This window comes from Marinobacter xestospongiae, from assembly GCF_023156385.1.
Lineage (GTDB): Bacteria > Pseudomonadota > Gammaproteobacteria > Pseudomonadales > Oleiphilaceae > Marinobacter > Marinobacter xestospongiae.
In genome coordinates this window covers 40,496-53,317 of the sequence record NZ_JAKZAK010000033.1, presented here as the reverse complement: position 1 = coordinate 53,317, position 12,822 = coordinate 40,496, and the positions used below count along the sequence as shown (strand labels likewise).

The following is a 12,822-nucleotide window of genomic DNA, read 5'->3' as shown; positions in this document are numbered from 1 at the left end:
CTCGAAAGAGATGCGCATTCTACAGACTTCTCGGTGGCCGTCAACAAGGTTTTTGAAGAAATCTCAAAAACCTTGTTGAGCAGGCCGTTACCGGCCGCCTGCGTGTGCCGTTTGCACTGCCGACGACCGCGGCCCACCTACTTATTCCGGCTTTGGTGCGGAACGGCGCCCTTTTCTCACCAGCGCCCGAATCGGACCAGACAGCGCGTAAATCAGGAAACCTGTAAACAGGACCGTGCCCGGGTCCAGGGCCACCACGACAAACATCAGCACCACCAGCAGGATCGCTGCGAATGGCACCCGACCACGAAGGTCCAGATCCTTGAAGCTGCGGTAAAGCACGTTGCTGACCATCAGCACGCCACTGCCGCCGACGACCACAATCGTCAACGCGGTGAGCCAGCTGGCCGGTTCAAAAGCGTGAAAGCACCACACCAACCCAGCCACACAGGCCGCGGCCGACGGGCTTGGCAACCCAACAAAGAATTTCTTGTCGACCGAGCCGATCTGGGTGTTGAAGCGGGCCAGACGCAGGGCCGCGCCGGCTACGTAGATAAAGGTGACCGCCCAACCAAACTGGTCCAGGTCCTTCAGGGACCAGAAGAACGCAACCAGCCCCGGCGCCACGCCGAAGGCAACCATGTCCGCCAGACTGTCGTACTCTTCGCCAAACTTGCTCTGGGTGTTGGTCATCCGCGCTACCCGACCATCCAGGCCATCCAGAATCATCGAAACGAAAATGGCAATGGCCGCGTTATCGAACACGCCGTTGGCGGCCGATACGATGGCGTAGAACCCGGAGAACAGCGAGGCCGTCGTCAACGCATTGGGGAGCAGGTAGATGCCTTTGCGGCGGACCGGCGCTCCTTCAACAAGCTCTTCCTCAACCACTTCGCCGTCTTCATGAAGGCAGTCGGACTCCTTCACGCTCTTCTCGGTGTCCGTCACTGATTCGGTTGATGCGTCTTTCTTGGTTGTCATTCCAATCTACCCTGAAAATGTGTGCAGGCATTATAGCAGCCAGGCCACTGGCTCAGTCCGTCAGCAATACCACAGATTGTTACTCCACAACGAAAAACGCGGCCACCAAGGGCCGCGCTTTTCTCAGAACTGCCGGTCGGCTTAGTTCTTGTCCTTGTCCACGATCTTGTTCGCGGAAATCCAGGGCATCATCGCACGCAGCTTCTCACCAACCTGCTCGATCGGGTGCGCCGCGTTGTTGCGACGGGCAGCTGTCATGGATGGGTAGTTGTGAGCGCCTTCGGAGATGAACATCTTGGCGTACTCACCACTCTGGATACGCTTGAGCGCATTGCGCATCGCTTCGCGGGACTCGTCGTTGATGACCTCAGGCCCCGTCACGTACTCGCCATACTCCGCATTGTTGGAGATGGAGTAGTTCATGTTGGCGATACCACCTTCGTACATCAGGTCTACGATCAGTTTGAGCTCGTGCAGACACTCGAAGTAGGCCATTTCCGGGGCATAACCGGCTTCGGTCAGGGTTTCAAAGCCTGCCTTGACCAGCTCAACGGCACCACCGCACAGAACCGCCTGCTCACCGAACAGGTCAGTTTCGGTCTCGTCCTTGAAGGTGGTTTCAATGATACCGGTCCGACCACCGCCCACACCGCTGGCGTAGGACAGTGCCAGGTTCTTGGCGTTGCCGGAAGCGTCCTGGAAGATGGCGATCAGGTCCGGAATACCGCCGCCCTTGGCGAACTCGGTGCGAACCGTGTGGCCCGGTGCCTTCGGCGCCACCATGATAACGTCCAGATCCTTGCGCGGTACGATCTGGTTGTAGTGGATAGCAAAGCCGTGGGCAAAGGCCAGAGTGGCGCCCTGCTTCAGGTTGGGTTCGATGTCGGACTTGTACAGCTGCGCCTGGAACTCGTCCGGCGTCAGTACCATCACCACGTCCGCCGCAGCAACGGCTGCCGGAACGTCGGTGACTTTCAGGCCATGAGCCTCGGCCTTGGCAATGGAGGAAGAGCCCGGACGCAGGCCAACGGTCACATCGACACCGGAATCTTTCAGGTTACAGGCATGGGCGTGACCCTGGGAGCCATAGCCGATCACGGCTACTTTCTTGCCCTGGATGATGGAGAGATCACAATCTTTATCGTAGTAAACCTGCATGACAAACCTCTATTTTTTATTGGGCCCTGGGCCCTGGATCAATACGGATTAAAAGCGTTTAGATGCTGAGGATCTTTTCCCCGCGAGCGATACCCGACACCCCGGTCCGAACCACTTCAAGCACTCCGGCAGTACCAACCGCCTGGATGAAGCCGTCGAGCTTCTCACTATCGCCAGCAAGCTGGACGGTGTAAACCGAACTGGTGACGTCCACGATCTGACCACGGAAGATGTCCACGGTACGCTTGATCTCGGCACGCTGGGAACCGGTGGCTTTGAGTTTGACCAGCATCAGCTCCCGCTCGATGTGGGCCCCCTCTGTCAGGTCCACCAGTTTGACTACCTCAATCAACTTGTTGAGCTGTTTGGTGATCTGCTCGATCACCTTGTCGGAACCGGTCGTGGTCACCGTCAGGCGGGACAGGGTCTCGTCCTCGGTCGGCGCCACCGTAAGGGTCTCGATGTTGTAGTTGCGCTGAGAGAAAAGCCCGACAACCCGCGACAGCGCACCCGGTTCGTTTTCCAGCAAGACAGAAATGATACGACGCATGGTGATCAGACCCTCTCCGTTTTGCTGAGCCACATATCTTTCATCGAGCCACGGGCAACCTGCATCGGGTAGACGTGCTCAAAGCGGTCCACGTAGATGTCCAGGAACACCAGCCGGTCTTTCATCGCCAGCGCTTCCTTGAGCTTGGGCTCCAGGTCTTCCTTCTTCTCGATTCGGATACCGACGTGACCGTACGCTTCCGCCAGTTTGATAAAGTCCGGCAGGGACTCCATGTAGGACTGGGAGTGACGGGACTCATAGTTCATATCCTGCCACTGTTTCACCATGCCCAGTGCCTGATTGTTCAGGTTGATGATCTTGACCGGCAGATCGTACTGCTTGCAGGTGGACAGCTCCTGGATGTTCATCTGGATACTGCCTTCCCCGGTTATGCACAGCACGTCGTCTTCCGGGAAGTTCAGCTTAACCCCCATAGCGGCTGGCAGCCCGAAGCCCATGGTGCCGAGGCCACCGGAGTTGATCCAGCGGTTCGGCTTGTCGAACTTGTAGTACTGGGCGGCGAACATCTGGTGCTGGCCGACGTCGGAGGTCACGAACGCCTTGCCGTCCGTCAACCGGCACAGAGCCTCGATCACTTCCTGGGGCTTGATGACATCCGGGCTGGTCTCATAGCGCATGCCATGGAATGCCCGCCACTCATCAATCTGCTTCCACCAGGCCGCCAGCGCGTCCGCATCCGGTTGCTCTTTGGCTTCCTTCACCAGCGCGATCATCTCCTTGAGCACCGCGTCCACCGGCCCAACAATGGGCACGTCCGCGTCGATGGTCTTGGAAATGGACGCCGGATCAATGTCGATGTGGACGATGCGCGCGCCCGGACAGAATTTCTCCGTGGCGTTGGTGACCCGATCGTCAAACCGTGCACCGACCGCCAGGATCAGATCCGAGTGGTGCATGGCCATGTTCGACTCGTAGGTGCCGTGCATGCCCAGCCAGCCAAGATGCTGCTTGTCCGTTGCCGGGAAGCAGCCGATGCCCATCAGGGTATTGGTCACCGGGTAACCCAGCATACGCGCCAGATCGGTCAGTTGTGAGGAAGCCTTGCCCAACACCACGCCACCACCGGCGTAAATGATCGGACGCTTGGCCGCCAACAGCATGTCCACCGCCTTCTTGATCTGACCGGCGTGACCGCGAACCGCCGGACTGTAAGAACGCAGCTTGACCTTCTTGGGGTAGCTGTATTCGTACCGCTCGTTGGGCGTGGTCATATCCTTGGGAATATCCACCACGACCGGGCCCGGGCGACCAGTGGCTGCGATGTAGTAGGCCTTGCGAATCACCTCCGGAATTTCTTCCGGGTGACGGACACTGAGGTTGTGTTTCACCACCGGGCGGGAGACACCGATCATATCGGTCTCCTGGAAAGCGTCTTCCCCGATCAGCGAGGAAGCAACCTGCCCACAGAGCACCACCATTGGAATGGAATCCATAAAGGCAGTGGCAATGCCGGTAATGGTGTTGGTGGCTCCAGGGCCAGAGGTCACCAGGACAGTACCCGGTTTACCGGTGGCACGGGCATAGCCGTCGGCCATATGGACCGCCGCCTGCTCATGACGCACCAGAATGTGCTTGACCTCGTCCTGCCTGAACAGCGCGTCATAGATATGCAGCGCTGCCCCACCCGGATAGCCGTAAATGTATTCGATCCCTTCATCCTGCAGGGACCGGATCAGCATGTCGGCGCCAGACAATAACTCCACGTTCTTCTACCCTCTGCTACGAGTGAATGATCCGGAACCACGTTCCGGTTGCCTGGATTCCGGTTCCCAGGCTTCTTGTGAAAGCCGGAACGGATGTCCGCCACACCAATAGACGAGAGGTTGTCTCCTGGCCAAACCGCGCTCCTGAGGGTTGCGGAGAGCGGCCAATCAACGGGTTGCACGAAAGCAACAACCATGGCGCGCACACGGCGCATAGCGTTCAGTGTGGTAATTGAAGGGGGATACTCGCTCGGGATTGCCTGCCGTATTGACCCCTGTCTTCAGGCAATCGGTAATTCTGACAGGGCGAAACTCGCTGTCAATAGCGACGAGGCCGGTGAGCACGGCGCAGGCGCCGGAAAGAAAGCCCGATGGCCTCGCTTTCCTGCCCAATCTGTGACCTGGGAAATTGCACTGAGCGAGTGAAACACCGCACAATAGGCCAGTAACGGTACCGGCCGTCCTGACGGCGCTCGGACTCAAACAAAGGACGACGAGAACAGGCATGAACAGCAGATCCCTTATTCTGGCGCTGACCATCGCACTGGCGCCAGGCGTAGCCAGCAGTGCATCGGTCTACAAATGGACCGATGAGAACGGCGTCACCCACTTTGGTGACCGGCAGCCTACCGGGCAACGCACCGAGTCGGTGAACATCCGCACGGGAGCACCAAGCGGCTCCCCTTCCACCAGTCGCAGCCCCCAGGAGCGCGCCGCGGAACTGGAACAGCGGCAGATGGACGAGGCGGAGATTGAGCGCCTGACCGAGGTCGAGCGCGCCCGCCAGAAGCAGCGGGCCGCTAATTGCGAGACCGCCCAGGCCAATCTCAAGGTGCTGACCCAGGGGGGACGTGTCCGGATGGAGGAAAACGGCGAACAACGCTATCTGTCGCCAGAGGAAATCGTTGAACAGAGAAGGACGTTCCAGGAACTCGCCGACGAGAACTGTGGCCCGGAAACGCCCTGATACGGAATCAGCGGGCTGAAACGGGCGGGCTTTTCATGGCCCGCCCCATTGGCCGTCAGGCTTTCCGAAACACCAACTGATCATCCTGAACCGTGCCATGGATGGTATCACCCGGTACGAACTCTCCCTGCAACAGGCGCTGGGCCAGCGGGTTCTCGATCATCCGCTGGATCGCACGCTTGAGCGGTCTCGCACCGTAGACCGGGTCGTAGCCCACTTCCGCCAGCAGCGTCATTGCAGCCTCGTCCAGCTCCAGCTTCATATCCTGCTCACGCAACCGCTTGCTCAGCAGATCGATCTGGACCCGGGCAATGCCGTGTATCTGCTCCCCGCCCAAGGGGTGGAACACCACCACTTCATCGACCCGGTTGATGAACTCTGGCCGGAAGTGCGTACCCACCACTTCCATCACCGAGGCCTTCATTGCCTCGTAGTTTTCTTCACCGGCCTTCTGCTGGATGATGTCTGAGCCAAGGTTTGAGGTCATCACAATCACGGTATTGCGGAAATCCACCGTGCGCCCCTGACCGTCCGTCAGCCGGCCGTCCTCCAATACCTGCAGCAGAACATTGAAGACATCCGGGTGGGCTTTTTCCACCTCATCCAGCAACAGCACCGAATAGGGACGCCGACGTACAGCCTCCGTGAGATACCCGCCCTCCTCGTAGCCAACGTAGCCCGGAGGCGCACCGATCAACCGTGCCACGGAATGCTTCTCCATGAACTCGGACATGTCGATGCGAACCATGGCTTCCTCAGTATCGAACAGGAACGCAGCCAGCGATTTACACAGCTCGGTCTTGCCGACCCCGGTCGGCCCCAGAAACAGGAAGGAACCATTCGGCCGGTTAGGGTCCGACAGCCCGGCACGGGACCGCCGTACCGCGTTTGCGACCGCCTCCACGGCTTCGTCCTGGCCAATCACCCGTTCGTGAAGTGCCTGCTCCATGCGCATCAACTTGTCACGCTCACCTTCAAGCATCTTCGACACCGGAATCCCGGTCCACTTCGACACCACCTCAGCAATTTCCTCATCGGTGACCCGGTTGCGGAGCAGCTTCATCTCCATCATCTCGGCCTGACTGGCCATGTCGAGCTGACGCTCCAGCTCTGGGATCCGGCCATACTGCAGCTCCGACATCTCACCCAGGTTGCCGGCGCGGCGAGCGTTCTCGAGATCGATACGAGCCTGCTCAAGCTGACTCTTGATTTTCTGGGAACCGTGCAGGGCCGCTTTCTCGGTGTTCCAGATTTCCTCAAGGTCAGCGTATTCCCGCTCAATGGTGGCGATCACGTCCTTGAGTTCCGCCAGCCGCTTCTTGGACGCGGCATCAGTCTCCTTCTTGAGCGCTTCCCGCTCAATCTTGAGCTGAATCAGCCGCCGCTCCAGGCGATCCAGCGCCTCGGGCTTGGAGTCCATTTCCATGCGGATCTGGCTCGCTGCCTCATCCACCAGGTCGATGGCCTTGTCCGGCAATTGCCGGTCGGTGATGTAGCGGTGAGACAGCTTGGACGCGGCAATGATGGCGCCATCGGTCACTTCAACCCCGTGGTGCACCTCGTAGCGCTCTTTCAACCCACGGAGGATGGCGATGGTGTCTTCTTCGCTGGGCTCTTTCACCAGCACTTTCTGGAACCGACGCTCCAGCGCGGCATCCTTCTCGATGTGCTCGCGGTACTCATCCAGCGTGGTGGCCCCGACGCAATGCAGTTCGCCACGAGCCAGAGCGGGCTTGAGCATGTTGCCGGCATCCATCGAACCCTCGGCCTTGCCGGCACCCACCATGGTGTGCAACTCGTCGATGAACAGGATGATCTGACCTTCCTGCTTGGCCAGCTCGTTCAGCACCGCCTTCAGACGCTCCTCAAACTCGCCACGGAACTTGGCACCGGCGATCAGCGCGCCCATATCCAGGGACAGCACCTTCTTGTCCTTGAGACCGTCCGGCACCTCACCGTCCACGATACGCTGGGCCAAGCCCTCGACGATGGCGGTCTTACCGACCCCGGGCTCACCAATCAGTACCGGGTTGTTCTTGCGACGGCGCTGCAACACCTGGATGGTGCGGCGGATCTCATCGTCCCGGCCAATCACCGGATCGAGTTTGCCGGCTTCCGCCCGTTCGGTCAGATCGATGGTGTACTTGCCCAGCGCCTGCCGGTTCTCCTCCGCCGAAGCGTCATTCACCGGCTCGCCGCCACGGACCTGGTCAATGGCGGATTCCAGCGCCGCCTTGTCGACCCCCTGCTCCCGCAGGACACGCCCCAGGGTGCCACGATCCTCCAGCGCCGCCAGCAACATCAACTCGCTGGAAATGAACTGATCCTGGCGTTGCTGGGCAAGCTTGTCGGCGATATTGAACAGGCGCCCCATGTCGTTGGACATGGAGACATCGCCGGCGGAGCCCTTCACTTCCGGCAGTTTCTCGATTTCCCGGGCCACCGCCTGGCGCACCCGCCCAGGCTCAACGCCGACCTGCTTGAGCAGAGGCTTGATCGAACTGCCCTCCTGATCCAGCAGCGCCTGCATCAGGTGCAACGGCTCGATGAAGTTGTGATCCTGCCCCACCGCCAGTGACTGAGCATCGGCAAGGGCGGTTTGAAGCCGGCTGGTAAGTTTGTCTATTCGCATAGTCTGGTTTCCCTGATCTGTCTGGATTCCCACGCTCCATGGACGCCGCCAGATGGTGGACGGCACGACCTTAACAACAGCATAGAACGGGGCACCCGATGCCTCTAACCGGTTCACCAGTCATGAGGCAATTCGTTGCTTTGAATCTATATGTAGGGCCCAGGATCAGGACTTCAAGCGGATCAACGACCAGATCGTCATTTTTTTGACGGAGGTCACTCCAACCAGATAAAGCTGGCCTGACGACCGGTCTCGCCGTCACGGCGGTAGGAAAAGAACCGGGCGGGGTCAGAGACCGTGCAGAGATCACCACCGTAGACGGCCGTAACACCGATAGAAGCAAGCCGCAGACGGGCGAGCTGGTAGATATTCGCCAGGAAGCGCTCAGAATGGGTCGGGCTGGGGACAAACGCCGAATCCGCCCCAGCATCGCGTTGCAAAAATGCTGCCCTCACCTCCGGCCCGACCTCGAATGCATCCGGACCAATGGCTGGTCCAAGCCATGCCATGAGCTCTGCCGGCGGGCAGCCCATCGCCGCAACCGTTTGCTCGATCACCCCGGCGCACAGTCCCCGCCAGCCCGCATGCGCGGCGGCAACACAGGTACCGGCACGATCACACAGCAGTACCGGCAGACAATCCGCGGTGAGGATGCTGCAAACCAAACCTGGCTCCGCAGTGACACTGGCATCGGCAGACACACCGGCCGGTACCGGCAACCGAACGACCTGGGTACCATGAACCTGCCGTAGCCAGCCAAAGGCCGTTTCAGGCAACCCCAGCTCCGTCGCCAGTCGCGTCCGATTAATGGCGACATCAGCGGCCTTGTCGGCCACATGATCCCCCAGATTCAACGACGCCCAGGGAGTCTCACTCACACCACCCTGGCGGGTGGTACATCCCGCGTGGACATGGGGCGGCGCAGGCCAGTCAGGGCGGATCAGCGGGAGATTACAGGGCATCCCGCTCCAGCGCCTCCCGATGCTGCCTCAGCGCCGCCAGCAGTCCGGTGAAATCCGCGGGCAGGTCGGTTTCCCAGCTCAGTACCTCGCCTGTCGCTGGGTGCTCCAGGGTCAACCGGCGAGCGTGCAGCGCCTGGCGCTGAAAGGCCGCCAGTACGTCCCGTAATTCCTCTGTGGTGCCTGGAGGCAGTCGCATACGACCGCCGTAAAGCGGGTCTCCCACCAGAGGGTGTTTGATGTGTGCCATGTGCACGCGAATCTGGTGGGTTCGGCCACTCTCCAACTGGCAGCGAACGTGGGTGTGGGCGGCAAAGCGTTCCACCAGGCGATAGTGGGTGACCGCAGGTTTGCCGGCTTTTACCACCGCCATTTTCTTGCGGTCACGGGGGTGACGACCAATGGGCGCATCGACGGTGCCGCCACCGGTAATCGTGCCGACCATCACCGCCTCGTACTCTCGCCCCATGGTGCGATCCTGCAATTGCTCCACCAGAGAGGTATGCGCAATCAGACTGCGAGCCACCACCATAATGCCCGAGGTATCCTTGTCGAGCCGGTGCACAATTCCGGCCCGGGGCAGCTTGTCGACCTCGGGAGCGTAATGCAGCAATGCATTGACCAGAGTGCCATCGGCATGGCCCGCTGCCGGGTGCACCACCAGCCCCGCCGGCTTGTTGATGACCAGCAGGTGTTCGTCTTCGTAGACCACATCCAGCTCAATGGATTCCGCCTGCCAGCTGACCTGGACCTCAGGCTCGGCGTCCAGTTCCAGCCGGTCGTCCAGCATGACCTTGTCCCTTGGCTTGCAGGCCCGTCCATTCACGGTGAGCTGACCGGATTTGATCCAGCTCTGCAGACGGGAGCGGGAATGCTCAGGCATAAGCTCGGCGGCGACCTGGTCCAGACGCCGGTCACTGAGCTCGGGCGGGACGGTGTGAGATTCGGTGATGCGGTTTTCTGCGGTCATTCAGGACTCGATTCGATGGATTGGCATAGGAGGGTTACATTACGTCTTGGTCACGGAGACCGAGGACCGGCCAGGCCCCTGCACAAGACGTGGCAACCCCGTTACAATGGCCAACCTCGCGAGGTTGTGCAAGCAGCACCCCGCAAGGAGACCCGGCGACCCGACCGGCAGGACGGGCGTTGGCCAGTCAATCATTATACGGGATTCCGGCATGAGAACAGTTGTTCGCGCCCTTCTTCTTACCATTCTGGCGGTGATGCTCAGTGCCTGCGCCACCAATTCCAAAGAAGCTCAGGTGCTGCCGGAGGAAACTTATTACGACAACGCTCGTAGCGCCATGAACTCGGGCAACTTCACCGAGGCGGAGCGCAACCTCGACTTTCTGGAAACTTACTATCCCTTCGGCCGCTACGCCGAGCAGGCGCAGCTGGACCTGATCTACGCCCGCTACCAGAACCTGGACCTGGAAGGGTCCCGAGCCGCCGCTGATCGCTTCCTGCGCCTGAATCCCCAAAGCGATCACGCCGACTACGCGCTGTACATGCGCGGCCTGGCCTCCTACAACCTGGACCTGGGGCTGGCCGGTCGCTATTTCCCAATTGATGTCAGCGCCCGGGACCCCGGCGAGCAGCGCCAGGCCTTTCGCGACTTTTCCACCCTGACCAACCGCTACCCGGACAGCGAGTACGCCGCCGATGCCCGTCAGCGGATGATCGCCATCCGCAACCGGCTGGCGGAGCTGGAACTGGAGGCTGCCCGCTACTACATCACCCGGGAAGCCTATCTGGCGGCCAACAATCGCGCCCGCTATGTACTGGAGAACTTCTCCACCACACCCGCGCTGGAAGACGCCCTGATCATCATGGCGGAAACCTACCGCTTCATGGGACTGGACGATGCGTCCAGCGACGCCATTCAGCTGCTGGCCATCAATTTCCCCGACAGCGAGGCCTTCTCCGCCGACATGAAGTTCCAGCCCAGCCTGCTGAAACGGCAGAATCGCTCACTGCTGAACGTGGTAACCTTCGGTTTACTGGGTGGCGACTAACGCCTGAACGCGGTGGGAAGGGCTGGCCGGGCCCTCTTGCTGGCTTTACAGAGAAGAAACGACAGGCGGGCCTTTCCCGCCTGTCGGGTCAACGCAGCAGACTTAACGCAGTCGACTCGCCAAACGGACCGTCATTTCCCGATCTTCCATTTGTTGGTGATGGGATAACGCCGATCCTTGCCAAAGCCCCGCTCGGTAATCCGTACGCCAATGGGCGCCTGCCGGCGCTTGTATTCGTTGATGTCCACCAGCCGCGCGACCCGCTCCACATCCGCCCGCTCAAAGCCCTCGGCCACAATGGCGTCAGCGCTGTAATCCCGCTCTACGTAGAGGTTGAGAATGCGGTCGAGTACATCGTAGTCCGGCAGGCTGTCCTCGTCTTTCTGATCCGGCGCCAGCTCCGCTGACGGCGGCCGGGTGATGACCCGCTCCGGAATGACGGCTGACACGGTGTTGCGGTAGCGGGCCAGGCGGAAGACCAGGGTCTTCGGCACGTCCTTGAGTACGTCAAAGCCACCCGCCATGTCGCCGTACAGGGTGGAATAGCCAACCGCCATTTCACTCTTGTTCCCGGTGGTAAGCACCAGCGCACCGAACTTGTTGGACAGCGACATCAGCAACACGCCCCGCAGCCGGGCCTGCAGGTTCTCCTCCGTGGTGTCCGGCGACGTGCCCTCGAAGGGCGCTGCCAGAGTCGCCATAAAGCTGTCGTACATCGGCTCGATGGAGAACACGTCGTAGTGCACGTTGAGGGCCTGGGCCTGAGATTCGGCATCCTCCAGACTCATGCTGGAGGTATAGCGGAACGGCATCATCACCGCCCGCACCCGCTCCGGCCCCAGAGCATCGACCGCCACCGCCAGGGTCACCGCGGAATCGATACCGCCAGACAGGCCCAGCACCACCGACTTGAAGCCGTTCTTGTTGACATAATCCCTCACCCCCAGCACCAGCGCCTGGTAGACGTTCTGCTCCAGTGATGGCTCCGGCAGGGCCGGTTGGGACAGGGGCTGGCAGTGGTGCTCCACCAGGAACGTCACCGGATAAAGCCCTTCGGTAAACTGCGGCGCTTCCATCGCCTGTTCGCCCGAGTGGTCGAATACCATCGAGCCGCCATCAAACACCAGTTCATCCTGCCCACCCACCAGGTTGACGTACACAATGCTGACCTGGTTTTCACGGGCTTTGCGCTCAAGCAGGGCCTTGCGACGGGCCTGCTTGTCAATGTCATAAGGCGACGCATTGAGGTTGAGGATCAGCTTGGCACCAGCGGCGGCGGCATCTTCAACCGGACCATCGCGCCAGATGTCTTCACAGACAGTGACCCCCACCGGAATGCCTTTGATGGCGGTCAGGCAGATCTCGCTGCCGGCGGCGAAGTAACGTTTCTCGTCAAACACCTGGTAGTTGGGCGGACACTGCTTGTAATAGCGACCGCGAACCTCGCCGTCAGCAATCACCAACGCGGCGTTGTACAGCAACCCGCCTTCCCGCCACGGCGTTCCAATGACAATTGCAGCAGGCAGGTCCGCCGCCAGCAGTGTTTCCAGAGCCTCATCCAGACGAAGGTCCAGACTGGGCCGCAACAGCAGGTCTTCCGGTGGATAACCGGTGAGGCACAACTCAGGAAACACCACCACATCCGCGCCATGGTCCTGAACTGCCCGCCGGGTGGACTCGATCACCAACCGGGTATTCCCGGGGATGTCTCCCACCAGGAAATCAATTTGCGCCATCACCACGTTGAGGGTGCCGGCCTGACCTGCGGCGGATTCCTGCTCGCGGGACTGGGACATTGGAGTGCTCCTGTAACTTGTTGCCGATTAACGGCTA

The 12,822-nt window shown here is 60.4% G+C and carries 10 protein-coding genes; 2 read left to right on the top strand and 8 right to left on the bottom strand.

The genetic code is table 11. The features are described from left to right. Window positions 1-141: 141 nt before the first annotated feature. The 4 genes from pssA to MLD24_RS19710 all read right to left on the bottom strand — a co-directional run bounded on the left by pssA (window position 142) and on the right by MLD24_RS19710 (window position 4,413). The gene (pssA, locus tag MLD24_RS19725) at window positions 142-981 is read right to left on the bottom strand and encodes a CDP-diacylglycerol--serine O-phosphatidyltransferase (protein ID WP_248168765.1); all 840 of its coding nucleotides are present in this window, start codon (window positions 979-981) and stop codon (window positions 142-144) included. 141 nt (window positions 982-1,122) lie between these two features. Continuing rightward, a complete protein-coding gene (gene ilvC, locus MLD24_RS19720) occupies window positions 1,123-2,139 on the bottom strand; it encodes a ketol-acid reductoisomerase (protein ID WP_248168763.1) in 1,017 nt (338 codons plus the stop codon). Between the two features lie 58 nt (window positions 2,140-2,197). After that, window positions 2,198-2,689, bottom strand: a complete 492-nt coding sequence (gene ilvN, locus MLD24_RS19715) for an acetolactate synthase small subunit (RefSeq protein ID WP_227176160.1) — start codon at window positions 2,687-2,689, stop codon at window positions 2,198-2,200. Between the two features lie 5 nt (window positions 2,690-2,694). Then, window positions 2,695-4,413, bottom strand: coding sequence for an acetolactate synthase 3 large subunit (locus tag MLD24_RS19710; protein ID WP_248168762.1), 1,719 nt, complete (start codon window positions 4,411-4,413; stop codon window positions 2,695-2,697). Between the two features lie 505 nt (window positions 4,414-4,918). Here MLD24_RS19710 and MLD24_RS19705 point away from each other — a divergent pair. After that, a complete protein-coding gene (locus MLD24_RS19705; RefSeq protein WP_248168760.1) occupies window positions 4,919-5,380 on the top strand; it encodes a DUF4124 domain-containing protein in 462 nt (153 codons plus the stop codon). 55 nt (window positions 5,381-5,435) lie between these two features. Here MLD24_RS19705 and clpB read toward each other — a convergent pair whose 3' ends face one another. The 3 genes from clpB to rluD form a co-directional block, all read right to left on the bottom strand. Next, the gene (gene clpB / locus MLD24_RS19700; protein ID WP_248168758.1) at window positions 5,436-8,012 is read right to left on the bottom strand and encodes an ATP-dependent chaperone ClpB; all 2,577 of its coding nucleotides are present in this window, start codon (window positions 8,010-8,012) and stop codon (window positions 5,436-5,438) included. A gap of 215 nt (window positions 8,013-8,227) precedes the next feature. Continuing rightward, on the bottom strand, window positions 8,228-8,974 hold the full coding sequence (pgeF, locus tag MLD24_RS19695; RefSeq protein WP_248168757.1) for a peptidoglycan editing factor PgeF: 747 nt from the start codon (window positions 8,972-8,974) through the stop codon (window positions 8,228-8,230). Then, a complete protein-coding gene (gene rluD / locus MLD24_RS19690; RefSeq protein ID WP_227172276.1) occupies window positions 8,964-9,941 on the bottom strand; it encodes a 23S rRNA pseudouridine(1911/1915/1917) synthase RluD in 978 nt (325 codons plus the stop codon). Before rluD ends, pgeF begins: the two co-directional genes overlap by 11 nt. Window positions 9,942-10,152: 211 nt before the next feature. Between rluD and MLD24_RS19685 the strand changes: the two genes are divergently transcribed. Next, a complete protein-coding gene (locus tag MLD24_RS19685) occupies window positions 10,153-10,989 on the top strand; it encodes an outer membrane protein assembly factor BamD (protein ID WP_248168756.1) in 837 nt (278 codons plus the stop codon). Between the two features lie 131 nt (window positions 10,990-11,120). On the opposite strand, the gene MLD24_RS19680 is transcribed toward MLD24_RS19685, so the two are convergent. Continuing rightward, window positions 11,121-12,785: an NAD+ synthase gene (locus MLD24_RS19680; protein ID WP_248168755.1), complete on the bottom strand. Its 1,665-nt coding sequence runs from the start codon at window positions 12,783-12,785 to the stop codon at window positions 11,121-11,123. Window positions 12,786-12,822 lie beyond the last annotated feature (37 nt).